The sequence below is a fragment of the Rickettsia koreansis genome (assembly GCF_046532895.1).
Taxonomy (GTDB): Bacteria; Pseudomonadota; Alphaproteobacteria; order Rickettsiales; family Rickettsiaceae; genus Rickettsia; species Rickettsia rickettsii.
On sequence record NZ_WHLZ01000001.1, the window covers coordinates 477746 to 503786 of the forward strand.

The window sequence follows — 26041 nt, forward strand, 5'->3', positions numbered from 1 at the left end:
ATATATATATATATATTATTTTATTGTTTTTTTTATGATTATCTTTTATATTTTCTTTTTAAAATCCAATTATTATTTATTAAAAATCTCTATATTTAATAAATTTTCCATTTTTAATGCTAAAAAATAATTATATATTAAAAATAGTTTTTTACAAAGGTTTATATGTCATCCTGAACTATCACCTACATTTTTCTCATTACAACAATATTTCTTTTTCGTCTGTATGGCTGAGGAAGTATTCTTTCGAGGGTTTTTACAAAGAACATTACAAAATCTTTTACCAAAACAGCAGATTTTAGCTGTTATTATAGCATCTTTAATATTAGGATCACATATATTTTCAAGGCAGACTAATATATACATAGCTTTAAGCACTATATGCGGTTTTTTCTATGGTTATGCATATTATAAAACAGACAAAATATTATGCTCTGTGATAGTTCATTTTGGTCTAAATTTATGCCATGTATTATTATTTACTTATCCTGCTCTTAAAACTTTGTGAAATAAATGTAATTTTAATTTTTTAATTATTGCATGGTTCTTAATGTCATTCCTGCGAAAGGCTGGCCTACGTGGCTCGAAAATAGTTATTGCGAGGAAATTATGTAATAATTGACTAAGCAATCTAAGAAGTTTGTTATTATTTCATGAGATTGCCATGCAGTCTACGACTGCTCGTAATGACAGGGTGGTATCCACGCAGGCAATGCTCAACCTACAATTTACTTGGATCAAAGCTAAAATTAATCTCTTTCCAATGGTTAAAGCGTGCAGAGTCAAGGTTTTCGATAGGGCTTGCTTGCCATACCGCTCTAATTGCATTATCTGCCAAAGCTTCACAAACACTAGCCGGAATATTAGGACAGATTTTTTTGTTAACCTTTGCCTGCTCAACATTACCTGCTTTATCTAGCGTAATACTAATAATGACTTTTACCTTATTATTACCTCTAACTCCTGCCGGTACATTACTCCAATGTCTTTCAATCTGTCTTTTTATCAAAGATGTTTCACTATCGGAAAGAGGCAGCCCATCCGTATAAACCCCTTTAGCTTCTTTTGCATTATCAGCTTTTTTTGACCTTTGATGCTTATTGGATTTTACATTATCCCCTTCCGAAGATTGCTCTAAATGCTTCAGCAAAGAATCAAGCTCATCAGTTTTAGGCTCTTTTTTCTTCACCTCTTTAGATTTCTCAGCCGGTTTCGTTTCCTCTTTCTTTTCTTCGGGCTTCTTCTTTTCTTCTGCTTGTTTTTTTTCTTCTTCTTTAGGTTTTGCTTCCTTTACTTCTTCTTTCTTCGCAGGTAACACTTCTTTTGCTTCTTCAGACTTTGGTTCTTCTATAGGTTTTTTCTCTTCTATTTTAGGCTTTTCTTCCATTGTTTTAGCCTCAGGCTCTTTTGATTTTTCTTCTTTAGGCAAATCTTGCAGTTCTTCTTCTTTTGGCTTACTCTGCTCAGATTTTTTAGCGTCTTCGTTTTCTATAGGGGCTTCTTTTTGCTTTGTCTGAGTGATAATATTTGATTTATCGCTAACAGGTAACATTTCAAAAGTTATGGTTTGCTCTTCCGGTAATTTTTCAAAAAGTGACGGCATACCGAATAGAAAAAAATATAAAAGAAGTAAGTGCAGAACAACAGAGAAGCTAAGGAAAACCGTAAAATTATCCTTATTTTGATTACTTTTCATTATTTTTAATATTTGAAATAAGAGCTACACGAGAAAAACCGGCAGCATGAATTTCGGCAACTATCTCTACTACCTGCCCATAAGAAACATTTCTATCGCCTCTTACAAAAATTCTAGCATCCTTTTTTTCTTTAGTGATATTTGCAAGCTTGTCGGTTAAATGCACTTTTTCTATTGGAATTTCAAGTAAGAAAATTTTGCCTTTATTATTGATAGTAACAACCAAAGGCTCATCCTGATCTGAAATCTGGCTTGAATTTGTCTCAGGCAAATCCACGTTTACTCCTGACACAAGCATTGGAGAAGTAATCATGAAAATAATTAATAGCACAAGCATCACGTCAACAAGCGGCGTAACGTTAATTTCGCTCACTACCGCTCTTTTACTTTTTCTATTACTTCCGGCAAGCTTTATAGCCATTACATTTTCTCCTGATCAATTGCCTTAGAAAGTATAGAGTTTAACTCACTAATAAAATCTTCAATCTTATTATTGATAAGAGTAATACGGGAAATCAGATAATTATAAAAAATTACTGCCGGAATAGCGGCAAATAAGCCTATCGCAGTTGCAAGTAACGCATCAGCAATTCCGGGAGCTACTACGGCAAGAGAAGTATTTTTTGAAGTAGCAATCGATTGGAAGCTATGCATAATCCCCCAAACGGTACCGAGTAAACCTACGAAAGGAGCACTTGATCCAACAGTTGCCAAGAAGCTTAAATTTTTCTCGAGCTTTTCGACTTCCCTATTTTGAGCTAAGTACATTGCACCCGTTATACGCGCTTTATGGTTGTTTTTTAAGCCTTCAGAAAGCCCTTTAGTGCTTAAGCTTTTACACTCATCCATAGCTGAGACAAAAATTAAAGCTAGCGGATTATTAACCGACCTCTTTATGCTTTCATATAATTGCTCTAATACTCCACCGGACCAAAACACATTTTCAAATGCCCGCATGCTTTTCTGCACTTGCACTAGCTTAAATATTTTATCCAAAATAATAGCCCATGACCACATAGAAGCAATAAGCAACATCAGCATAACTGACTTACCGATAATGTCGGAGGAGCTTATTAAAGAAAAAATCGATAAATGATCTTGCGTCATGACTTCTAAACCGTCGCTAATATTAGTATCTGCACTCATTGAATATATATTATTTAAATTATTCTAAAATTAAATAATATATTCATATTTTATTTTTGTCATTAGGTTATGTGAAAAATTTTAGTAATCAATTTAGTATGGCTTTTGAAAAACACTTCAGTGTCATACCGTGGCTTGACCACAGTATCCAGAAAACAACTAAAAATACTAATAGTATTAGTATTTTTAACTGGATTCTGTGAACAAATCACGAGGTGATACATATTTTTTAAACCATTAATTTAATATCTCTTGACCTATGCCAATTCTTCATATAAAATACCGCTATTAAATTTAACCTAAAGTTGTATATAAAATTAATTCAATATTTAAAAAAACTTGAATCTATAGCTTTTGGTCCACGGCTTAATAAATACAAACAATTATTTACCTCAGACGAATTAGAAACTGAGCTGTTTGACATAATCATTCAAACTCAAGAAAATAAAAAACATTTTAATAAAGAGTTATTTATATTATCTAATAACGTTATTAAAAGAGAAAAAGAGAAGAGATAAAGCAATCAAAAGTTATTTCTTCGGACTATAGAGCAAATTTATATTCTATATTTACTTGGTTAACTAACTTTCAGTTAGAACAATATGCTAGATTTATATTAAATCTTCCAAAGAATTATAAGGACTATGAAGATTATTTTTTACAAGAAAAACAACAAGACAGATATTCAAAAATCAAAGCTTTTCATAATGTTCAAGATAAGAAATTCTTGGCGCGAAAATATTTCAATTTATCAAAGCACGAACAATCAAATAATTACCCATTGTTTCAAAAAAATACTTTAAAATTGCAAAAATATTTAGAATATCCTTATGAATATAATACTGCAATTGATAAATCTGAATTTCTAGGTTCTGTAGATAGCTATTAATTATTCTTGTGATAATATATAAAAATTATATATTAATAAAACAATCATTTATTAAGAAAATTAATATGCTGAAATCAGAAAATATACAAAAATCCGATAAAACTCCTAAAGTTATAAGTAAAGACACGTTTTTTAGACCTTATGGCCTTCCATCTTATTCTATTTACTATATGGATGACTACACAACTATATATCGTGAATCTGAATCACCTCATCATTATGATAAAGTTAAAATGATAGGTCATGATACCGGATAGTTTCATAAATATTTTACTGGATTTGGGTTTGAATAGACATTACTTAGAAAGAATTGCTTTGTGAGTTAATTGAGCCTCTCGATGTCATTCCTAGCTAGAAGCAGAAATCCAGTAATAAAAAGTTCATACACTATAAGTTTTTAATAATAATTCTATGTAAAATTTTAAACCTTTCCTATCACATTGTAGCAGTTCTTAAGCCCAACTAATACTAAATTATATTCATGAACAATGCAGCGCCTTCAATTACTTTTAAGCTTGATATTATCACGGTTTATAACACCCTCAATATATTATCAGAAAGTAACATAAGAAATTTTAGAAAAAACTTTTCCGGTCTTGATTTAGTAGAAATGGATAAAAACTTTTCATCTATACCAACTGTTGGTGTCGCTATAGAAGTAATGCATTATATATTTGGACATTTAAATAGTGCAAAATCTACAGTAAGTAGAAAGAAAGCTACAGAAATTAAGCATTCACTAATACATAAATTAATGCCTAATTATTCATATGCAAGTTACACAAATCATGAATTGTTGAAAAATTATGAAATAATACAGAGACCAGGCTTTTTTGAATATCAATTAGATGGTGAACTCATAAAATGGATGCCGGATAAAATCATTTCTATACCACCTGATACGCTAACCAAAATTCAAATAATGAGTCTTGCCTTTCAATGTAGTATATTAAATAGACACAATGAAGCTGCTAAAGAGATATTTAAATGTATAATTGCAGCAATAAATCTATATTTTAATTACTTTGCAAAAGAAGTTGAACAATATAGCAAATGTGCAGAATATCTACTCCCCGTACTAAAGCTTATTGAACCGGAATCTAAGCTTAAAATTACCCAAGCACTAGTACCGTATATAAAATCCAACTTAGATTTGTCAGGTTAATTCTCTGATTTATTAATGGAAAATAAAAATTTTGAAGGGGTAAAAGCTTTACTTGAAGAATCTATTTTTTCGTTAAATACTAATACTGAAAATCAGGTTTTAGCCCAGTGGTATTATAGAACAGGGCGTGTTTATAAAGAAACCGGGAGCTATGATATGTCCACTAAATGTTATGAACATGCTTTTGTGCTTCTACCTACACATCAAACAGCAGCCTATCATTTATGGTCTAATTATAGAATACAAGGCAAATGTGATAAAGCTAATGACTTAATACAATATGTGCCGGTAGAATATATAAAATACATTCTAGAAATGTTAACTAATCCATATGAAATTTCTTATAAGACGTTAGATGTAATAAAAAAAATCCCTTAGTTCCTTTCTATTCATCAATATATGATGGCTGTGAATACATGGCTTTTTATAACAGAATTTTCAATAAAAAAATTAACAAAAACCAGCAATCAATATTAACCGCAAAACTAAAAGCAATTAGTGATACCCCAAAACAACATACTTCTCGCATTCTCACTTGCCCTATGTAGTATAAGCAATTTAAAACGGCTTCTGATCTTTTAAATAAGATACCTGAGCATCAAATAAATTTGTATGAAAAGGCTATTATAAAACTTCGGAGTTACGTGGACCCAAATTATACGTTACCGAAAAATAATACTCTAACGTCCAATGAAAAAGCAGAGGTTCTTAACGCCGTTAATACCGGTTTAATAGCAGATAACGACAAGAAGGGATTATTGCAAGCTATTCCCCCGATAATAAGCCAATAGAAAACTTAGAATAATTAACCCTTCAATATGATACAAAAAAAATCTATCAATATTATCAACTAAAAAAGAAACATGAATTTTATCTAGCCATTCAAAAGATTAGCAACTTCAATAATAATTCTTGGAATATTCCTAAAGAAGGTCAAATTAAAATTGATAATCAGGAAATAACAAAAGGTACAGATAAATTTCTTGGCAAATATAGAGGATTTGATTGTTACGGTACAATGTCTAAAAAAATCTATAACACCTTTTATAATTTTATAAAAGTAAAGTTACCTCTTTTGTTTCTGCTGTAAAAAAAGGAATAATATATCACAAACACGGAGTAAACGGAGTGAAACTTATTAAGGAAAATGCTTTTAAAGCTAAGTGGGACTGTGATGACTGATTATTTACGAATATATTATATTTAAATGAACAAGGGTTATTATTAAATGTTGATGAGTTGGTAACCATGCTGAAATAAAAAAGTTTATTAGCGGTCATCATTTGGAGTTTTATAATGTGGAGTGATTAACTTTAAGATTCTGCTTTGTTGTATGACTCGATTTTTATCGTCATTGCAAGGAAATTGCATAGCAATTGACGAAGCAATCTCAGGATATTTGACGAGATTGCTACGCAGCCTATGGCTACTCGCAATAACGATATCTATATTTAATGAGCAATGCCTAAAACTTAGGATAATTTTGTAGTAGAACTTAAATAATCGTTGTCGTATTTCTCAATATAATCATCATATTTACCTTTAAAATCAACAATCTTTTTCCTATGGGAAAGAGCGATAATTCCGATCGTGCGTTCTAATATTACCGTACCATCAAAATCAATTAGAGATTTTTTAAGAGCTTCTCTTGACTCTATATCAAGATGATTTGTCGGTTCATCAAGAACCAAAATATTACTTTTTTCTAGCATAATTTTAGCAAGTAATAATCTTGCCCCCTCACCGCCGCTTAAACTTAAAATATTTTTATTTACTTCATCACTACGAAATAATACTTGTCCGAGCGTATTTCTAATTGTATTTCCCATTTCTTTTTCAGATTGCCTTTTAAGCCAATCAATAATACTAATATTTTCATTAAGTAGCTCATGATGGTCTTGAGCGAAATAAGCTATTTGCTATTCATATCCCCACTCATAGCTACCTTGATCTGCTGATATTTTATTCATTAAGATTTTTAATAAAGTAGATTTACCGATATCGTTTACACCAATAATAATAATTTTTTCTCCTCATGATACGTTAAAACTAACTTTATTTAATATTTGCTTATTCTCAAAATCTTTAGTTATATTTTTAATACTAATTTTCCTGAATTGCTTAGCTGCTTAAATCTAAATAACAGACTAATTCTTGAAGATTTCTGTATATCCGATTCTATTTTCTCTAACTGCTTTTCTCGGGAGGCACTTTGCCTTGCTCTCGTCCCTACTCCAAATTTATCAACCCAAGCCTACATATTTTCTATTTTCTTTTCTAAGAAATTTCGCTTGCTTAGCTTCTGAGCAGCTATTATCTGCTTTTCTTGAACAAAATTATCATAATTGCCCGTATACAGTTTTATTTCTCCATAATCTATGTCTAAAATATCCGTTGCGACATTATTTAAAAAAACTAAATCATGCAATATAAAAATTAATATTCCTTTAAAAGAGTTTTTTAAATAATTCTCAAGCCAATATATTGCAATAATATCAAGATGGTTTGTCGGTTCGTCGAGTAGTAAAATATCGGGATTATTAAATAGACTTTGTACGAGTAATACACGAAGCTTATAACCTTCTGACAACGCAGAAAGCGGCTCATAATAGTATTTTTCGGCTATTCCAAGACCTACAAGCAAGCTAGCTGCAAAAATTTCAGCAGTATAACCGTCATTATCGTATATTACCTGTTCAAGTTCACCAAACTTATACCCATCTTCATCGCTACATTCCTGCCGATTTAATATATCTTCTTTTTCCTGTAAAGCTTTCCATAACTCCTTCTTCCCTGCTATTACCGTATCTATAATTTTAGTATTTTCATAAAGAAACTGATCTTGTTTTAAACAACCTATTTTAGAGTTTTTTGGTATGTTAATCTCACCGAAAGCTGGCTCTTCTTCCTTAGTTAAGACTTTGAAAAAAGTTGTTTGACCTGCTCCGTTGGCACCTACTAAACCATATCGTTTATTGTTTTTAATATGCAAATTTACATCGTAAATAGTATTCTTGTACCATAACTCATGGCTAAATCGTTTATAATAATCATATTTTTAGATGTCGTGGTTAAATGGTGTTATTGTATAGACACCTAATCGCCATTGTGAACAACTGCAAGTCTTGTTGCATGGCTCGTTTTATGTCATTCCTACGAAAGCGTTGTTGCATAGATACCGCCCCATCATTGCGAGCAGTCGTAGACTGCGTGGCAGTCCAAAACAATAATAAAAAAATTCTGTAAATCAGAATTTTTTACTGGATTGCTTCGTCAAAACTTACAGTTTTTCCTTGCAATGACGACCTTCAGTATCCACACAATAAGACCTATGCAGGCATAACATAAGAGCCATGCGGGCAATGCCGAGCTTGTGGCAAGATTCATAAATGCTTATTACTTAAAGTTAGTTTTGATGGATACCATGTAAGGTTCACGGTATAACAATAAAAAATCTTATTTCTTCAATAGCTCAAGAGCTTTTGCAAAATCTACTATATATTCTTCTTCTTTTTGTAAGTCTTTAATTTTTAAGTTATTATTCGCCTGCTCTTCGTCACCTATAAAAATAATAAATTTAGCATTTTCATTAAAAATGCGTTGCATTCTTTTAGCTATTTTACCTAGGGATTCTATGATAATAGCAATATTTTCTGTTCGCAATTTATCTACAATTTCTAAAGCATAGCAAATATTATTTTTGCCTATAGGTAATACAAATACTGGCTTAACTTCAGATATATTATATTCCCGCATTAAAGCAATTCGCTCAATACCGGCAGCAAAACCGATAGCCGGCACATCATCGTTATTACCCATGATTTTAGCAAGCCCGTCATAACGTCCACCGGCTAGAATAGTAGATTGGCTCCCTAGCTTTTTTGTAGTGAATTCAAAAGCAGTATGGCAATAATAATCAAGCCCTCTAACCAAGCGTGGATTTATACTATATTTCACACCTAAAATATCTAGATACTTTATTAACTCCTCAAAATATTCTTTGGATTCATCAGTGTAATATTCAGATAAAACCGGTGCGTTTGCTATTATTTTCTGATCGGTCTCACTTTTAGAATCAAGTATCCGCATTGGATTTTTGGATAACCTTATTTTGCTTTCTTCTGATAATTGATCTTTAAAATCATTTAGATATTCTACTAATTTTTGCTGATAAACGCTTCTTGATTCATTACATCCAAGAGAGTTAAGCTCTAAGGTAGTATCCTGCTCTATTTCGAGTGCTTTTAATATATCAACGGCTAACTTCAAAGTATCAGCATCAGTAATTGCTCCTTTAGCACCGATATACTCATAATTTAGTTGGTGAAATTGTCTTTGACGCCCTGCTTGCGGTCTATCATAACGAAAAACAGGACCGGTAGAGAAAAACTTTAATGGTAATTTATGTTGTAATCCGTTTGAGATGAGGCTTCTTATAATACATGCTGTAAATTCAGGTCGTAATGCTACGGAATCATTGCTTTTATCTAAAAAACTATAGATTTCTTTGCTGATTACGTCAGAGCTTTCACCCATCGAACGGTTAAAGACTTTAGTATACTCCAAAATAGGAGTACTCATTTGTTTATAGCCGTACAATACTCCAACATCTCTTGCTTTGTTAATTATATAGTCGTGCACTTTATAATCATCCGGCAAGAGATCTTTCATTCCTCGGAGTAGTTGTAGTTTTTCAGTCATTTGGTTAATTTTGTTTTGTTGCGTGGATACTACTAACTTGTCATTGCGAGGAGAGGCAAAGCCTTGACGTGGCAATCTCAGGAATTTTGTACTACTTCATGAGATTGCCATGCTCTCTACGTTCGCTCGCAATGACGGATAGCCCCCTCTTAATTCTGCTCTTTTTGCATAAAAAACGATCTTATAATATATAAAACAAATATTATAATAAACCAATATATTAATGCACGACCTGCGGTTAATAGATTAAATTCACCGTCATATATTTGAATAAATAGTAAATATGCACAAGCAATTAAAATAAACGGTACGATAATAAATACTAAAGGACATCTAAAAGGTCTTTGAGCATCAGGTATCGTTACCCTAAATAATACCACTATTATTGTAACGGTTATATAATCAATAAGAGCTCCCATTGAAGTTAATTGCGTTAATAATTCCGTAGAACAAAATCCTCCAAGGATAGCGGCTAAAGAAGCAAATATTATAATCGTAATATACGGACTATCATATTTTGGGTGCAGCTTTGCAAAACTTTTCGGTAGTAAACCGTCACGTGCAATAGCATAAAAAATACGAGAAGTACCGTAAATATTCATCATCAACACCGTCATCATACCGCAAACTGCTCCGGTTGCAACAATAGCAGAGCCGATCTTGCTATTATTGATAGTTAAAGCATAAGCAAGCGGTTGATCGTTATTTAACTGATCAAAAGGTGCAATACCGGTAACAAGCCCTGCCATCGTTACATAAACTATAGTAGTTAGAACAAGTGAGCCAATAATACCGATCATTATATCGCGTTTTGGGTTTTTACACTCCTCAGCTGCGGTTGCAATCGTTCCAAAACCCGTAAAAGCTAAGAATAAAATAGACGCACCTACTAAAACATTACTAAAACCGAAAGGCATAAAATTACTCCAGTTAGTAGCATCAAAATGAGGGGCAGCAGCGAGTATAAATACAAATATTGCAGCCATTTTTATGAAAACTAAAATTGCATTTAGTCTCTTACTATCTTTAGTACCTAAATATAAAATAAATCCAATAAATCCCGAGATTAAAAATGCCGGTAAATTTATTATACCGCCGTTTGTCGGTACAGTAGTTAATTCTTTCGGTAAATTGATTCCACCTGCTGCTAGTATTCCTTGTACGTAGCCCGACCAGCCTGCAGCTACTATTCCTGCAGCAACACCAAGTTCTAATATTATAACACTACCGATCATCCAAGCAAATACTTCGCCAAATGCTACATAGGAATAAGTGTAAATACTTCCTGATGTCGGAAGCATTGCAGCAAGTTCAGTATAAACAAGCGCTACAAAGATACAGGTAATACCTGCAATCGCATAAGATAACATTACTGCAGGTCCTGAATATTTAGCAGCAATTATACCGGTAACGACGAATACGCCTGTGCCGATCATCGCACCAAGACCCAGTAATATTAAATCGAATGCTCCAAGCGTCTTGCTAAGACCGCTTGAGCTGCCTATCTCTTTTACTGATTCAAAACTTTTCTTCCTTAAACAACTCATTAGTTTCTCCTGTTTTAGTGAGCTTATTTTTTTGTGAATTATGTCTCATTGCGAGCGACTAAAAGGAGCGTGGCAATCTCAGAAAGTCTAACTAGATTGCCATGCCGCTTCGCTCCTCGCAATGACGCAATTACCTTATCTCTCTAGTAATCCATCCGCCACCAAGTACTCTTTCACCAGCATAAATAACGCATGCTTGCCCAGGGGCAACGGCTTTTTCTTCACATAAAAATTTTACTTTCATTTTATCATCACCGAGTTTACTTATTTCGGCTAGACGTGGCGGTCTTGTCGAGCGAATCTTAACTGCTACTTCTAACTTTTCGTTATCTTTAATCTCATCTGCAAGCCAATTCACATCTCTAATGATAAATTCCTGCACGTTTAATGCGGACTCCGGTCCTACATATACTATATTGTCCTTAGGATCAATCTTTACTACATATAAAGGCTCATTATAAGCTATACCAAGACCACGACGTTGCCCTATGGTGTAGTTAATTATACCGCTATGCTCTCCTAGCTCAAACCCGTTTACGTGAATAATTTTACCGCTTGCACTGCTATTTGGACGTATTTTATTTATTACGCTCTTATAATTTCCGTCAGGTACGAAACAAATATCTTGGCTGTCGGGCTTATCAGCTACCTCAAGCCCAAATTTACTAGCAAGCTTTCGTGTTTCATCCTTAGTAAGCCCTCCTAGAGGGAAACGTAAATATTCTAATTGTTCTTTAGTTGTCGTAAATAAAAAATAACTTTGATCTTTTGCTGGATCAAGCCCTGTATGTAATTCCGCTCCGTTATCACCGTTTATTTTTCGTACGTAATGACCGGTAGCAAGCTTATCTGCTCCAAGCTCTCTAGCCGTTTTAATTAGATCCCTGAACTTTACCGATTTATTACATTGCACACATGGAAGCGGTGTTTCACCTTGTAAATAGCTATCGACGAAATTATCTATTACCGACTCTTTAAATTTGCTCTCATAATCAAGTACGTAATGGGGAATACCTAGCTTATTCGCTACCATTTTAGCATCGTAAATATCCTGACCGGCACAACAGGCATTTTTCTTCCCTACTGCCATACCGTGATCATATAGCTGCAAGGTAATACCTATAACATTATGTCCTTGTTCATGCAGCATTGCGGCAACCGCCGAACTATCAACCCCGCCTGACATTGCGACAACTATAGTAGACTGCTTATCCCCTAAATTAATCATACCAACCTTAAACAAACAGCAAGTTATACTAAATTTATAATTAAATTACAACACTATCTTTTAATATATTAAAATGCTATATTGGCGTTGTCTAATAATTATCGATTTTGTCATTGCGAGAAGCCGTAGGCTGCGTAGCAATCTCATGAAATAATAACAAACTCCTGAGATTGCTTCGTCAATACTTCGTATTTCCTCGCAATGACGATTTACTAATCCACCTGGGAATGACAAGATGCTTCAAATAATGCAAAAATTATATGTTATTTAAAATATTATACAAAACAGTTATTACATTAGCTCTAATTTATTTCATACTGATTATTTTAGAATATGCACGTCAAGGTTTTATTAATGACTTATCGTTACAAAAAGTAGATTTATCTATTCAGAATTCCATAAAAGAACCAATTTATTTAGTTTCTTATGCCGACGGTCCGGAGTATGTTTATCGTAATCAAAATGCAACCACTCATTATGCAATTAATAAAGGTATAGACTTCATATTTAACTATAAGAAAAAGCACATAAATCAAGCGTTTATAGAAAAAAACCAAGAAATTTTTAATGAACCTGCAGGAGCGGGGTTATGGCTATGGAAGCCTTATATTATACTTAAAACAATGAAAAATGCACCAGAAGGAGCTATTATAGTATATTTAGATTCAGCATTTGTTATTAAAAAGCATATCAGTAATTTAACAAATCTTTTAGGCGATAATGATATATTACTGGTACATGATCGCAATCGTAAAAACGGTAGTTTTGTTAAAGGCGAAACTTTTGCTTTAATGGATTGCCTTACAGATGAATGCAGAAATGACGATCACATTTGGAGTGCCGTTATTATTGTGCGTAATACCAAGCTTTCTCGTTCTTTCATTGAAAAATGGCTAAAAAGTTGTGAAGATATTAGAATTCTTTCAGGTAAAGATTATAATATCCATCCTAATTACGATGAATATAAATGGCATCATTCCGATCAATCGGTACTGAGCCTTATATATCATAAAAATCCACAATCGGTTAAAGTAATAGAATATGGAGAAACAACACCTTCTTTATCTTGGTTCCACCGTAAATATTCAAATAGCTCACCGTTAAAACCTTGGTATAGCATATACGGTATAGATCCTATAATTAATTTTAATACTAACGGCAAAGTTTTACCTGCTACCGCTCTTATAAATACTCCGCCGATTGTTAGACTTCGTAAATGGGTTATCGAGTATACTCAATGAGCCGGTGTTGTTGCATAATTCCAAAGCCGTCATTGCGAGCGACCGTAGAAAGCGTGGCAATCTCATGAAATAATAACAAACTCCTGAGATTGCTTCGTCAATTACTTACGTAATTTCCTCGCAATGACGACATCTCTCGTACTTTAAAAAAACTATAAGATAAAGTAAGTACTTTAATGTCTTGCATTTCAGGGTCAAGCTCAAAATCCTTATCTATATAAAATGTAACCGGCATTAAGACTTTTTCGCCGGCTTTTAATAATTGTTCTTCAAAACAAAAACAATGAATTTTTACGAAATATTTTCCTGCTTTATTTGGAGTAACATTATATACGGAAGTACCTATTATATCGTTATCGCTTAGATTCTCCGTTTCATAGAACACTATAGTATTCTGCCCCGGAACAATTTGCACTCTTTGCTGCCTTGGAATAAACCGCCAAGGTAAATCTTTATCAACATTAGCATCAAACTCGATAATTATAGGTTTAGTGCCTTTTACCTTAGAATATACACTCACCGTTTCTTTTGCAGTAGTACCGCCATATCCTGTAACTTTACAAAATAAATTATAGATAGGTACGGAAGCAAAACTGAGTAACACCATACTAATTATTAATCCCAGCAAGGAAAAAGCTAAATTTTTATTGGATTTTTTAGACATTATTTGATTTTATTTAAAAATACTCTAGAAAAAGTTTATTTTAGATCATATATGTGTTAGTATAAAGTTAGTATAAAAAAAATAGTTTTTAAGGTTAGTATGACTAATAATATTAATGCATTAGCAATTTCTAGCGAATCAGGATTTTATAGCTACTTACAGAAAATCAATAAAATTCCTTCACTTACGCAAGAAGAAGAATTGTTATTAGCAAAATCCTATTTAGAAGGGAATGATTTACAAGCTGCACATAAATTAGTAACAAGCCATCTTAAACTTGTTGCAAAAATTGCAAGCGGCTATAGGACTTACGGTCTTCCTATTACCGAATTGGTTTCAGAAGGTAATATAGGTTTAATGCAGGCAGTAAAAAAATTCAATCCCGAACTTGGTTTTCGCCTATCAACATATGCGATGTGGTGGATTAAAGCAGCCATACAAGAATATATATTAAAATCTTGGTCATTAGTAAAGATGGGAACAACGGCCGCACAAAAAAAATTATTTTTTAGTCTTAATAAAGTTAAGCATAAAATTACTAATTTATACTCAAGGGCTATTACTACCGATGATTTTGTACAAATAGCAGATGAGCTAGGTGTTTCGGTTAATGAAGTTTCTGAAATGAATACTAGAATTTCAGGTCCTGATTTATCGTTAAATAACTCTATAAATAGTGACGATGCAGAATCCGGAGAATTAATAGAACTATTACCGGAAACACGCCCTACTCCTGAAGCTATGGCTATTAATAAGCAAAATTCTACCAGTAAAAGGCAGTTACTATCAAATGCTATGAAGATTTTAAACGACAGGGAACTTCGTATTTTAACAGAGCGTAAACTAACGGATACTCCTAAAACTCTAGATATTCTAAGCAATGAGTATAATATTTCTAAGGAACGTATTAGACAAATAGAAAATACGGCTTTTGAAAAAATAAAGAAGTTTATTTTAAACCATAGTAGAGAAGTAGCTTAAGCCTTATTGGACTGTCATCCCATGTCTTGACCACAGGATCCAAAAACAACAATAGTATTTTTACTGGATACCGCGATCAAGTCACGGTATGACAACGGAAAAACGATCCACCCAACAATGCTTTCGTAGAAATGACATTAGTTCAGTACACCTGACCATTCTGGATCAGAAGCATCTTCCGGTGTCATAATTTCTCTTTCATTATGACCTGTTAGATCAATTGCAAAAATTTTGTTTTTTCCCGGAGCTTTAGCTCTCGACGGCCAACCTTTAGCAAACATAATAACTCGTCCGTTAGGCGACCAACAAGGACTTTCGACTAAATATCCGCTTGTTATTATCCTTTCACTATTCTCATCATCTTGAGGACAGGCTTTCATAATTCCGATATTAAAAGTTTTGCCTCCGTCTCCTCTAGTAATCTTAGTAAATGCTATATAGTCTCCTCTAGGCGACCAGCTAGGAGCTGCGTAAGAACCACCGCCAAAACTAATACGCTGAACGTCACTTCCGTCTGAATTCATGATATATAATTGAGGCACACCGTTTCTATCGGAATTATATACAATTTTTTTACCGTCCGGTGAATAGCTAGGAGAGGTATTAATACCGAATCCATCAGTTAATTTATGAAGCTGTTTAGTAGCAAGGTCGATTTCATAAATATGAGTCGAGCCGTTTTTAGCTATCGACATTACAGCTTTTCTACCGTCCGGTGAGAATCTAGGAGCAAAAGATATACCGGGGAAATCACCTACTACACTTTCTTTGCCTGTTTTTAAATCTTTTTCATAAACGAGTACTCTTCTTTTAGTAGCATATGAAACATAAAAAATCTTATCCGCCGAACGAGCAAATCTTGGGGTTAAGACTAGTGACTTTCCATTGGTAAGGTATTTATTATTAGCCCCGTCATAATCCATCAAAGCAATTCTTTTTATTTTCGGTAAAGAGCTGCTTTCTGATACATACACTATTTTAGTGTCAAAATAACCGGCATCACCGGTAATTTTTTCATAAATTTTATCGGCAATTTTATGTGCTGCTCTTCTCCATAAATTTTTCGGTACTTCAAGAATTTCACCGGCGAGCTGTTTTTCAAGCAACGTATCCCATAATATAAAGCTAATTTTAAATTTACCGCTTTCTAGTTTTTTAACTTCACCATTTACTAAAAGACTAGCATTAATTTGACGCCATGCAGCAAAAAGCGGTTTATATTCTATTCCTGTCTTCTCTTCTATAAAAGAGGCAGCAGAAATAGGACGGAATAACCCCGAAAGCTTTAAATCATTAGAGATAACTTTAACCATATCGTAACCTAATACATCAGCGGCAGAACTATCGGCATCAAATTTATTGACCGCTATAGGTGTCGGGTCAGCTCGCCCATGCTCAATGTTTATTGTTTCAAGTGCATAGCTGGTAACGCTAAATAATAGTGATAGTATAAAATATATAATATTTCGCACTTAAAATACTCCTTTTTATCAAATTCCGTTATGGTTGTTGTATGTCATTCCTGCGCAAGCAGGAATGACATACATTACCCAAAAATCTTCATCAGTTCTTCCCATTCTCTCTTAGTCATATCACTAGTTTCATAGGTAACTTTTTCACCGTTTATCATTCTTTTAATTACATCCAAACCTTTACGTGAAATATTTGCTCCCTGCAAACGATATTCTTCAAAAGCTTCGTAAGCAAAAGGAACCCAAGCTTTGACTATCTCAAGCATCTTTTCAGCATAAACTCTAATTTCATATTGAGCGCGAGGGTCGGCTCGCAATCTTAAAAAATGAAGTAAATTATGTAAATTAATCTTCCAATACCATTCCGTATAATAATTTAAAGTTAAATTCATACGAGCAAGCTCTCTTGCTATCCCTGTGGCGTTCTCATCTATAATATTACCCTCTTCATCGGCATTCATCAGTTCCTTATAATGCCCGTAGCACTGTCTAGCATCTTCCTCTAAAATTGCAAGGACCTTTTCAGCCACTTCTTTCGGTAAGCTCCCCCCTTCCCTACATTGTTTATTTACAACAGATTGGGCAGCAATATTTGCCGGTTCAGGTAGATAAAATTCATTACCTAAAATAGAATACCTTGCCGAATATTCGTTAACGCTAGCTGTTCTATGCCTAATCCATTGCCTTGCAATAAATATCGGTAGTTTAATATGGAACTTGATATCACACATCTCAAAAGGAGTGGTATGATAATGACGAAGCAAGTAGTGTATCAGCCCTTTATCTTGGTTTAATTGCTTCGTACCCTTACCGTAAGAAACACGAGCTGCTTGTACTATAGCACTATCATCCCCCATATAGTCGATAACTCTAATAAAGCCGTAATCTAACACTTTTATAGGCTCATATAAGATTTCTTCAAGTGCCGGGACTGTTACTCTTTTTGTGGTGTTATGCATTCTATTTGTCCTTTATGTTTTTCTTTAAATTAACCTTTCCGATGTCATTCCTGCAAAAACAAGAATCCAGCGTAAAACAAGATAAATCGAGCTTTTAAAAAGCTTTAAAGTATTGGATTGGATTCCCGCTTTCTCGGGATGACATAAAGTTATGGCAAATAACTATATAAATTCTTACCGTTTCTTTTTAGCCATAATTTTGCCAGTTGGTATTCGGGATATATATCCTCAACTAGCTCCCAAAAATTTTTACTATGGTTCATTTCTTTATAAATGTGCCATTTCATGAGCTACTAAATATTTCAGTACTTCAAAGGGGGCAAAAACGACCCGCCAATTAAAAACAAGATTCCCTTTACTACAACAACTCCCCCAACGGCTAACATTTTCCATTATTCTAATATTGGAATAAGTCAAATTATGTTTTTTAGATATATTCTCTACTATTATTTTTATTTCTGCTAATAATTTCTTTTTAAGGAATACTTCTATACTAAGTTTTTTTAGTACCTGACTACAACAATACACTTCTAACGTAGAATCATTTAATTTTATCTGATTTTTAGACGAATCAATATGTATTATTTCATAAGATTTACCCAAAATAGAAATCTTATCTTCATCTTTTGGTATCGCAGTGACATTACGACGTAATTTTTGCCTAACCCAATATTCTTGACTTAACAAAAAATTATGACCCTTTTTGGCTTTTACCTTAAGAGGTAATACAAGCTCTGCACCTTTAGACGTAATGCGGATGGCTATATTTTTAGCTTTGCTACTCCTTCTTACTATAACATTTTGAGGTTCACCATATTTGGTAAGAGTAATAACATCTTCCATTTAAAATTCTATATACTTATTAGGATCAACTGCTATTTTATTTTTACGCATAGCAAAATATAATTTATGTTCTACATGTCCGATAACACTATTTCTAGCAATTTTATCACCTTTTTTAAGTAATAAATCATCTAAACTCGCATATGCTACTTCTAGATCGTCTTTATCTAATTTAACTATTACTAAATTACCGAATTGCTTATTATAACCTGAATATATTACCGTTCCTGCAGCTATCGATTTAACTTCACTATATTCTTTAGCTGCAATATCTATCCCTTTACTTTTACCAGCTTTAAACTCGTTAATAATTACCCCATTTAACGGTTTTACAAAGTTTAATTTCGCTTCTTCATCTTCGTCTTCATTCCGAGACATAGGAATCTCAATATCATCATTATCATCTTCTATAATTTTTGCCTTTGGCTCTTCGAGTCTACCGCTAACTTTTTCTGACGCGGGATTGTCTTCCATAGTTCTTTGAACTATCATACCCTCATCGTGATCTAGTGCAGTAGAATTATTATTTGCAGTAACATCTCCCACTTTATACTCAATTGGAGCCGGTGTCTGATCAACACAAGCAACTAAACAAAAACATATAACGATACTAAGTACAACAGGATATTTCATATATTTAACAAAACTATTATTTACATTAGAAAACAAATCTTACATAGTATATAATTTTTATCATTATTTTCCATCAAAAAATTAACTATGAAAACTTATAATATTGTCATCGCTAGTGATCATTCAGGTTATGAGCTTAAGTCTAAAATTATCAATTATTTAGAGCAGAAATCTCTAAAGATTTATGACTGCGGAACAAATAATACACAAACCGTTGATTATCCTGATTATGCTAAGAAAGTAGTAGATATTATTATTGAAAAATCAGCACCTATCGGTATTTTAATTAGTGATACGGGAATTGGTATGTCTATAGCTGCGAATCGTAGCTCGGAAATAAGAGCCGCTTTGTGCAACAATATATTAACTGCCGAAAATGCTAAAGCTCATAATGACGCTAATATCTTGATACTCGGAGCAAAAACCATAGACCCAAAAATAGTATTTGATATTATAGATAAGTTTTTAACTACCCAATTTGAAGGCGGCAGACATAGCACCCGCCTATCAAAGATAAAATAGTTGTATAAACTGTTAAACATTGTTATTATCCGTCATTGCGAGAAGAGGCAAAGCCTCGACGTGGCAATCTCAGGCATTTTGCACTATTTCATAAGATTGCTACTCTCCTTGCAGTCGCTCGCAATGACGATTCGGTATCCATACAATAAAGCCAAACTATAATATAAATTATGCTGCTTAGTATGAATCTTCAAGAGTTGAAACAAAAATATAATTACGATGTTGCAACGAAAATGATGCAGCAATATCTAGACATTAAATTTGCTCATTTAGATTGTTTACTACTATTTAGAATGGGTGATTTTTATGAAATGTTCTATGAAGATGCAATTCTAGCAAGCAATGTACTTGGCATTGCTTTAACAAAGCGCGGCAAAAACGGCGAAGAAGAAATTGCGATGTGCGGGGTACCTTATCATGCCCTTGAGAATTATTTAACTAAGTTAATTGAAGAAAATTATAAGGTTGCTATTTGTGATCAACTAGAAACACCTGAAGAAGCAAAGAATAGAGGCGGTTATAAAGCGGTAGTTACTAGGGATGTTACACGTATTATAACTCCGGGAACTATAATTGAAGAAAATTTAATTGCTTCAGCCGAACCTAATTATTTAGCAAGTCTCGTAATACCGAAAAATAAAGAAACAGCTAGCCTTTGTTATGTTGATCTTTCTACTTCCGAAATTGTTGTAGTTAATGTACCGGAAACGGAAATTCTTAATGAGCTGGCTCGTTTAAAACCTCGTGAAATTCTGCTTAGCGAAAATCTGAGATCTTCTAATCTTGCGGATAGTATTTTCAAACAATTAAATTTTCGTATTACCTATCAAGTTGATAGTTTTTTTGCGATTAATAAATGCGAAAAAATCATTTTAGATTTTTATAAAATGAAAGATATTAAAGGAATTGGCGAGATATCTAGTAGTCAAATTTGTGCCATAGGTAGCGTTTTAGAATATGTATCGTTAACGCAAAAACAAAATATTCCTCATTTGCCAATCCCTAGAATTATCAATTTTCATAGCTATATGACTATTGATTTCTCTACTAGACGCAACCTTGAAATTGTAACAAACTCACAAGGCGGCTCGCAAGGAAGTTTATTAAGCACCCTTAATCATACGGTTACTAAACAAGGCGGACGTTTACTATATAATTTTCTTTCAAGTCCTTTAACCAACATTGCTAAAATAAATCATCGTTTAAATATTACCGAGTTCTTTTATTCCAACTTAGAAATAGTCAAAAAAATTAGAGAACTTCTAAAAAAAACTAGTGATATAGAACGCTGCTTAACACGTATTACGATGAACAGAAGTTCAGGTCGTGATTTACTGAGCATTAAATATACTTTAGAAACGGCAACGATTATTAAAGGAGTATTCTTTGACGCTTACGGTTTTAATTTACCTGATTTTATCGAAAAAATTATTAAACCTCTATCAGGCGATGCAGAATTATATAATTTAATAGACGAAACAATACGAGAAGATGCACCAAATAATTTAAATGACGGAGGTATAATAAAACATGAATATCATCCGAAAGTAGCCCAATTACATGATTTAATTAATAACGGAAAATTATATATTGAAAAGCTAAAAGATCAATATCGCAAAGAAACGGGAATAGACAGTTTAAAAATATCTCATAATAATGTTATAGGGCTTTTTATCGATATCACCGCTAAAAATGTTAATAAAATCCTTGATCCCAAATTTATTCACCGTCAAACAACGGTTAATCATGTTCGTTACACTACTGCTGAACTACAAAAGCTTGAAAGTGAGTTATTCAACGCTAAAACCTTAGTAATAAGCTTAGAAAAAGAATTATATGCGGATATTTGTAGCCAAGTAATCGAAAAAGCTTCCTATTTACGAATGCTTGCAAACTCCTTAAGCGGGCTTGACGTATTTTGTAATTTTGCTTACATCGCTGATGAATATGATTATGTTAAGCCTGAGTTTACCGATGATTTAAGCTTTGATATCGTTAAAGGACGGCATCCTGTAGTAGAAAAAGCACTACAGCAAGAAAGCAAAAGCTTTGTATATAATGATTGTCATTTATCAGAGCTTGAGCGTATTTGGTTAATTACCGGTCCTAATATGGCAGGTAAAAGTACTTTTTTACGTCAAAACGCCATTATTGCAATCATTGCTCAAATAGGTTCGTTTGTGCCAGCAAAAAGTGCTAAAATAGGGGTAGTCGACAAAATATTTAGCCGAATAGGTGCTGCCGATGACTTAATTAAGGGACAATCGACCTTTATGGCAGAGATGCTTGAAACCTCGGCAATTCTTGCTCAATCTACAAAAAACTCACTAATCATACTTGATGAGGTAGGTAGAGGCACATCCACTTATGACGGGGTATCTATAGCATGGTCGGTGCTTGAATATATTCATGATAAGCTGAAATGTCGCTGTTTATTTGCAACGCACTATCATGAGCTAACCGTTATGAGTAATTTCCTGCCGGCTTTGCAAAATTATACTATTGCTATTGAGGAGTCAGGTAAAGATATTCTATTTTTACATAATATTATATCAGGTGCTGCCGATAGGTCCTACGGTCTTCATGTTGCGGCTCTTGCCGGTCTCCCTGCGAGTGTTATAAACAGAGCTGAGCAGATTCTGCTTAAATTTGAAAAAACTTCTACAGGTAAAGGAAAAAATATTTTATCAACGGAATCAAATAATTTGAGTTTGTTTTATCTTGAACCTAATAAAACTACTATAAGCAGCAAATTAGATAAAAAATTCAGCACTATCGATCCTGATAAACTATCCCCTAAAGAAGCACTTGAGTTAATTTATGAGTTAAAGAAGTTGGTTTGATGCGAGTTTAGCAGTGCCTGCGTGGATCAGTTTTTTCATCATTGCGAGAAAAAACTGCAAGTTTTGACGAAGCAATCTCAGGAGTTTGTTATTATTTCATGAGATTGCCACGCAGCCTACGGCTGCTCGCAATGACGACCTAGTATCTATGCAACCTTGCCTCCCTTTCCAACCAATATTTACTACAGGCGAAAAAATTAGGATTAGCGAAACTTTCTTTACCGTAAGTAATTTCTTGTCCATGCGTATCTAAAATATTACCACCGCCGGCTTTAATTAAAGCATGACCTGCCGCTATGTCCCATTCCATAGTTTGACCGAAGTTTGGATATATATCAGCTGCTCCTTCAGCAATTAAGCATAGTTTAATTGAACTGCCTATTGCATTTATTTGACCGAATGAATACTTACTTAAAAATTCTTTAGTAGCTTTATTTGAATTATAAAAACCTATTACCGCATTAAGCTCTTCATGTTTAAGTTCATGATTAACAAATATTTCTTTAGAATTCTGTTCGATTTTTAACCGACCGTTTACATCGGTATAATATAGCTTTGCTGTTTCAGGGTGATATATCAAACCGATGGTTGGAAAACCGTTTTCAATAAGCCCTATATTGACCGTATATGTACTTTTACCGTTTACATAGCTCCATGTCCCATCAATAGGATCGATTAACCAAAAAGTATCACTGCTGAATATAGGTAGCGGCTGCTCTTCACATACTATAGCTATTTGAGAGGTTAAGGTTTGTAGAGCTTGATAAATTATTTTACTAATTTCCTTATCGGCATTAGTGACTACTGACCCATCTGATTTAATATCAGTCAATATTCCTGCCTTTTTTATATCTAGTGCAATCTTGCCGGTATTAATAATTAAATCTTTTAAAGCATTAATTAAATTGTCATTCATAATTATTTATTTAACATCTTTGCAGCTGTATCATCTTCTAACCACTGACCGGTATTTAAAAACGTAGATTGCTGCAACTCAGCGATTTGATGATCAGGTGACCCCGGTAACATTTGCCACCCCAAATATTCAATTCCATAATATCCTATATCAACCATACTTAAATAAGAGTCCATATTTTCTAAATCTTTTTTATTATTTGCAAAAATTACTATTTTTTTAGGTTGTTTCGGTATAATTTTTAAGAACTCTACAAGAGCTTTTACTCTATTTATATTACCGGTAAATATTATACCTAAATAAAAAAGAGGGGCTTCAGCATCGCTTGGATTAAATCTAAATACATCTTTATCATTAACTTTATTAGTAAAATTAATATTGAGTCCGTAAAGTAAGGTATATAACCATCCTTCATAATTTTCAATTAAATTACATGGGGCCGTTATTTCCTGAAGACCTAAAACCGTTGCACCTTGCTGTTTCATCTTATTAATTAAATCTACCCATTTAGATTCAACAAGCATCATTTGACGCTGCACTATCAATTTTGCAATAGTTTTATTAACTGATGCGTTATCCGCTGCAAGACTATATAAATATTTAGTAAAATTTATATAAGAATTATCCTGATATCGAAATAATTTGGATTTCGGTGTTATGATAGTATTATCTATATTTATAAGTACCAACGTATCTGCATCTATCTTCGGTAATAAGTTTTTCATTGTTACTGAATCTACGGAGTAAGTAGGAATAATTTGACCGTATCCCGCATACGAAATAACTAAGCAAAGTAAACTCAATAAAACTTTATTTATTCGTGTCATAAGGATTTTTACCTTTTGCATTATTATTCTTTAAAGGTGGATTATTTCTTTTTAGCTTATTTATTTGAGATATTAAATCATTAATCAGTTTAGTATAATATGAAACATCTTTATTTTTCAGAGTATTTTTATTATTATAATGATAACCAATAAATAATATATTAGAACTATAACTACTAAGTTGCAATTCCATTGAGCTTAGCAATTCTATACTACTACTAATCATTATAAAGCATTTCGGTATAAAATTCATTTGAATAAGGAAATTGAGTATCATTGCCGCTTCCGATATATTATTACTCGTCAATATGCCCTTATAAAATACCGGATAAGTATTAGCAAAACTATCTAAATTATTAAAAATAATATAATTATTGTTTGGAAAACTATTTGAAAAATCAATATCGAAATTTTTCTTTAAATAATCGGCAAACCATATCTCAAATTTAGGAATATTATTAAAATTACCGGTAAACCCATCATTTACTGCTATTATGGGGATTTTACTATTACTCATTTCATTTACAAAATTTGGAAAATCAGATTCTTGTAATTCTTTCTTATAACTATCATTAGTTAAAATCAATTGCTTTATATAAATAGTTTTTGAATTTTTATTAATATTACGTAAAAGAGGAGTTAGTGTAAGATAAATGTCTTTATCAAGCTGTGCAACGATAGGCACTAAAGACTTAAACAAAAATTCATCTAGAACCGTTACTACTAATAAATCCTGAGGTACATAATTTTTATTATAATTTTCTTTAAAATCTTGTTTTATTTTATTTAAACTATCCACTTCTATAATTTCTGCACGAGCTATAGAAGCAATAAATAATATTAGAATAAATATATATTTTTTAAACATTTATGATTTCCATTTTAAGGCAGCATATCACCCTGTGATTTTCTATGTCATTCCTGCGAAAGCAGGAATCCAGAAAAAATAACCTTAATAATTGGTACATGTTTGACAAAATAAACATATAAAAGCTTGTTTTTTTATATGTTTTCCTAGATTCCCGCTTTCGCAGGAATGACATATATTAGTGTTACCACATCATACTGCTAATATCAATCCATATTAAATTATAATATGGTAAATATGTTTGTAGTTCGCTTGTCGGTACTGTTGGAAATGCATTTTGCGGTGACATATTTTCAAGCGTGGGAAGATTTGTCGGCAAAATGCTTGGTGAGTATTTAGATCAACTAAATCACGAACCGATAGAATATGACAATATTAAAAATTTCAAAGAAAGTTTTAAATATGTAACAGCTAATTACGGCGAACCTATACCGCTCATTTTCGGTGCTGCAAGAGTTAACGGACAAATAATTTGGGCAAATCAAAATAAGCAACTAAATTGTTATGTTCTATAACCAGTTCCGTAGCAAGAGCCGGTAGTAAATAAATCTCTTTAGGGTACGAGTCTAGAGCTGATAAAATATAACTATTACCGCATAATAATTTGCTTGCAATTAGCTCACTAACAAAATCCGCTCCGGCTTTTTTGGGATTCGGTTTTTTTAGTAAATAATGCACCGGATAGTCTAATATTACTTCTCCGGTTTTACTTTTAAGCACTGTCCACTGAACATGTCCCGCCGATTGTGCAATTAAATTAATACATCTATATACTATAACATTTTCTCGATAAGCTTCTATGCCGATTTTATCATATATCCTAATATATTTGTTGTTTTCAGGATTATATAATGATTTGGGAGGTAGACTAAGAGAGCTTAATAAAAGATATACTATTTA

Annotated in this window: 25 protein-coding genes and 6 pseudogenes; 13 read left to right on the forward strand and 18 right to left on the reverse strand. The window is 32.9% G+C overall.

Going from position 1 to position 26041, the window contains the following annotated elements:
* Positions 1 to 163: 163 nt before the first annotated feature.
* Positions 164 to 508 (forward strand): CPBP family intramembrane glutamic endopeptidase, encoded by a 345-nt coding sequence (locus GCO76_RS02720; protein WP_410956460.1) that lies wholly within the window; start codon positions 164 to 166, stop codon positions 506 to 508.
* A gap of 213 nt (positions 509 to 721) precedes the next feature.
* Here the strand turns inward: GCO76_RS02720 and GCO76_RS02725 are convergent, their stop codons facing one another.
* The 3 genes from GCO76_RS02725 to tolQ are packed head-to-tail and all read right to left on the reverse strand — an operon-like array spanning position 722 to position 2842.
* Complete coding sequence (locus GCO76_RS02725; RefSeq protein ID WP_410956089.1) at positions 722 to 1696, reverse strand: energy transducer TonB; 975 nt, start codon at positions 1694 to 1696, stop codon at positions 722 to 724.
* Positions 1686 to 2117, reverse strand: a complete 432-nt coding sequence (gene tolR, locus GCO76_RS02730) for a protein TolR (protein WP_410956090.1) — start codon at positions 2115 to 2117, stop codon at positions 1686 to 1688. Before tolR ends, GCO76_RS02725 begins: the two co-directional genes overlap by 11 nt.
* The gene (tolQ, locus tag GCO76_RS02735; protein WP_410956091.1) at positions 2117 to 2842 is read right to left on the reverse strand and encodes a protein TolQ; all 726 of its coding nucleotides are present in this window, start codon (positions 2840 to 2842) and stop codon (positions 2117 to 2119) included. Before tolQ ends, tolR begins: the two co-directional genes overlap by 1 nt.
* A 305-nt stretch (positions 2843 to 3147) precedes the next feature.
* On the opposite strand from tolQ, the gene GCO76_RS02740 reads away from it, so the two are divergent.
* The 6 genes and pseudogenes from GCO76_RS02740 (at position 3148) to GCO76_RS02765 (ending at position 6078) form a co-directional block, all read left to right on the forward strand.
* A complete protein-coding gene (locus tag GCO76_RS02740; RefSeq protein ID WP_410956092.1) occupies positions 3148 to 3360 on the forward strand; it encodes a hypothetical protein in 213 nt (70 codons plus the stop codon).
* 436 nt (positions 3361 to 3796) lie between these two features.
* On the forward strand, positions 3797 to 3988 hold the full coding sequence (locus GCO76_RS02745) for a hypothetical protein (RefSeq protein ID WP_410956461.1): 192 nt from the start codon (positions 3797 to 3799) through the stop codon (positions 3986 to 3988).
* Positions 3989 to 4212: 224 nt separating this feature from the next.
* Positions 4213 to 4896 carry a hypothetical protein gene (locus GCO76_RS02750; protein ID WP_410956093.1) on the forward strand — a complete coding sequence of 228 codons (684 nt, stop codon included), beginning with the start codon at positions 4213 to 4215 and terminating at the stop codon, positions 4894 to 4896.
* 15 nt (positions 4897 to 4911) lie between these two features.
* On the forward strand, positions 4912 to 5274 hold the full coding sequence (locus GCO76_RS02755; RefSeq protein WP_410956094.1) for a tetratricopeptide repeat protein: 363 nt from the start codon (positions 4912 to 4914) through the stop codon (positions 5272 to 5274).
* Between the two features lie 38 nt (positions 5275 to 5312).
* Positions 5313 to 5642, forward strand: a pseudogene (locus tag GCO76_RS02760) (hypothetical protein); the annotation flags it as partial.
* 8 nt (positions 5643 to 5650) lie between these two features.
* Positions 5651 to 6078, forward strand: a pseudogene (locus GCO76_RS02765) (hypothetical protein).
* 290 nt (positions 6079 to 6368) lie between these two features.
* On the opposite strand, the pseudogene GCO76_RS02770 reads toward GCO76_RS02765, so the two are convergent.
* The 3 genes and pseudogenes from GCO76_RS02770 to GCO76_RS02780 form a co-directional block, all read right to left on the reverse strand.
* A pseudogene (locus GCO76_RS02770) lies at positions 6369 to 6920 on the reverse strand (ATP-binding cassette domain-containing protein).
* Between the two features lie 230 nt (positions 6921 to 7150).
* Positions 7151 to 7486 carry a hypothetical protein gene (locus GCO76_RS02775; protein WP_479725311.1) on the reverse strand — a complete coding sequence of 112 codons (336 nt, stop codon included), beginning with the start codon at positions 7484 to 7486 and terminating at the stop codon, positions 7151 to 7153.
* Positions 7460 to 7950, reverse strand: a pseudogene (locus GCO76_RS02780) (ATP-binding cassette domain-containing protein); the annotation flags it as partial. The gene GCO76_RS02775 and the pseudogene GCO76_RS02780, both read right to left, overlap by 27 nt.
* An 8-nt stretch (positions 7951 to 7958) precedes the next feature.
* Between GCO76_RS02780 and GCO76_RS02785 the strand changes: the two are divergent.
* A pseudogene (locus GCO76_RS02785) lies at positions 7959 to 8200 on the forward strand (MFS transporter); the annotation flags it as partial.
* A gap of 152 nt (positions 8201 to 8352) precedes the next feature.
* Here the strand turns inward: GCO76_RS02785 and hisS are convergent.
* The 3 genes from hisS to mnmA form a co-directional block, all read right to left on the reverse strand.
* Positions 8353 to 9597: a histidine--tRNA ligase gene (hisS, locus tag GCO76_RS02790; RefSeq protein WP_410956462.1), complete on the reverse strand. Its 1245-nt coding sequence runs from the start codon at positions 9595 to 9597 to the stop codon at positions 8353 to 8355.
* A 149-nt stretch (positions 9598 to 9746) separates the two neighbouring features.
* Positions 9747 to 11144, reverse strand: coding sequence for an amino acid permease (locus GCO76_RS02795; RefSeq protein ID WP_410956095.1), 1398 nt, complete (start codon positions 11142 to 11144; stop codon positions 9747 to 9749).
* A 130-nt stretch (positions 11145 to 11274) separates the two neighbouring features.
* Entirely contained in the window at positions 11275 to 12372 is a 1098-nt protein-coding gene (gene mnmA / locus GCO76_RS02800) for a tRNA 2-thiouridine(34) synthase MnmA (RefSeq protein ID WP_410956096.1), read from the reverse strand.
* A gap of 260 nt (positions 12373 to 12632) precedes the next feature.
* On the opposite strand from mnmA, the gene GCO76_RS02805 reads away from it, so the two are divergent.
* A complete protein-coding gene (locus tag GCO76_RS02805; protein ID WP_410956097.1) occupies positions 12633 to 13613 on the forward strand; it encodes a hypothetical protein in 981 nt (326 codons plus the stop codon).
* A 97-nt stretch (positions 13614 to 13710) separates the two neighbouring features.
* Here the strand turns inward: GCO76_RS02805 and GCO76_RS02810 are convergent, their stop codons facing one another.
* Entirely contained in the window at positions 13711 to 14277 is a 567-nt protein-coding gene (locus tag GCO76_RS02810; RefSeq protein WP_014014111.1) for a cytochrome c oxidase assembly protein, read from the reverse strand.
* Between the two features lie 99 nt (positions 14278 to 14376).
* Between GCO76_RS02810 and rpoH the strand changes: the two genes are divergently transcribed.
* Positions 14377 to 15258, forward strand: a complete 882-nt coding sequence (rpoH, locus tag GCO76_RS02815; RefSeq protein ID WP_012736778.1) for an RNA polymerase sigma factor RpoH — start codon at positions 14377 to 14379, stop codon at positions 15256 to 15258.
* A gap of 137 nt (positions 15259 to 15395) precedes the next feature.
* Here rpoH and tolB read toward each other — a convergent pair whose 3' ends face one another.
* The 4 genes and pseudogenes from tolB to GCO76_RS02835 form a co-directional block, all read right to left on the reverse strand.
* Positions 15396 to 16730, reverse strand: a complete 1335-nt coding sequence (gene tolB / locus GCO76_RS02820) for a Tol-Pal system beta propeller repeat protein TolB (protein ID WP_103897238.1) — start codon at positions 16728 to 16730, stop codon at positions 15396 to 15398.
* Between the two features lie 74 nt (positions 16731 to 16804).
* The gene (gene thyX / locus GCO76_RS02825; protein ID WP_410956098.1) at positions 16805 to 17689 is read right to left on the reverse strand and encodes an FAD-dependent thymidylate synthase; all 885 of its coding nucleotides are present in this window, start codon (positions 17687 to 17689) and stop codon (positions 16805 to 16807) included.
* A gap of 149 nt (positions 17690 to 17838) precedes the next feature.
* Positions 17839 to 18532, reverse strand: a pseudogene (locus GCO76_RS02830) (M48 family metallopeptidase).
* Entirely contained in the window at positions 18533 to 19201 is a 669-nt protein-coding gene (locus tag GCO76_RS02835) for a murein hydrolase activator EnvC family protein (RefSeq protein WP_410956099.1), read from the reverse strand.
* Positions 19202 to 19252: 51 nt separating this feature from the next.
* Here GCO76_RS02835 and rpiB point away from each other — a divergent pair, with 51 nt between their 5' ends.
* A complete protein-coding gene (gene rpiB, locus GCO76_RS02840) occupies positions 19253 to 19687 on the forward strand; it encodes a ribose 5-phosphate isomerase B (RefSeq protein WP_410956100.1) in 435 nt (144 codons plus the stop codon).
* 182 nt (positions 19688 to 19869) lie between these two features.
* On the forward strand, positions 19870 to 22530 hold the full coding sequence (gene mutS / locus GCO76_RS02845; protein WP_410956101.1) for a DNA mismatch repair protein MutS: 2661 nt from the start codon (positions 19870 to 19872) through the stop codon (positions 22528 to 22530).
* A gap of 139 nt (positions 22531 to 22669) precedes the next feature.
* On the opposite strand, the gene GCO76_RS02850 is transcribed toward mutS, so the two are convergent.
* From GCO76_RS02850 to GCO76_RS02860, 3 genes are read right to left on the reverse strand one after another with little or no spacing between them, the layout of a single operon-like run.
* Complete coding sequence (locus GCO76_RS02850; RefSeq protein WP_410956102.1) at positions 22670 to 23446, reverse strand: 3'(2'),5'-bisphosphate nucleotidase CysQ family protein; 777 nt, start codon at positions 23444 to 23446, stop codon at positions 22670 to 22672.
* 2 nt (positions 23447 to 23448) lie between these two features.
* Positions 23449 to 24294, reverse strand: coding sequence for a DUF2608 domain-containing protein (locus tag GCO76_RS02855; protein WP_410956103.1), 846 nt, complete (start codon positions 24292 to 24294; stop codon positions 23449 to 23451).
* Positions 24257 to 25141 carry a DUF2608 domain-containing protein gene (locus GCO76_RS02860; RefSeq protein ID WP_410956104.1) on the reverse strand — a complete coding sequence of 295 codons (885 nt, stop codon included), beginning with the start codon at positions 25139 to 25141 and terminating at the stop codon, positions 24257 to 24259. Before GCO76_RS02860 ends, GCO76_RS02855 begins: the two co-directional genes overlap by 38 nt.
* A gap of 287 nt (positions 25142 to 25428) precedes the next feature.
* On the opposite strand from GCO76_RS02860, the gene GCO76_RS02865 reads away from it, so the two are divergent.
* Positions 25429 to 25656 (forward strand): host specificity protein, encoded by a 228-nt coding sequence (locus tag GCO76_RS02865; RefSeq protein WP_410956463.1) that lies wholly within the window; start codon positions 25429 to 25431, stop codon positions 25654 to 25656.
* Here GCO76_RS02865 and GCO76_RS02870 read toward each other — a convergent pair.
* A complete protein-coding gene (locus GCO76_RS02870) occupies positions 25598 to 25861 on the reverse strand; it encodes a hypothetical protein (RefSeq protein ID WP_324602900.1) in 264 nt (87 codons plus the stop codon). The two genes, GCO76_RS02865 and GCO76_RS02870, sit on opposite strands and share 59 nt — an antisense overlap.
* Positions 25862 to 26041 lie beyond the last annotated feature (180 nt).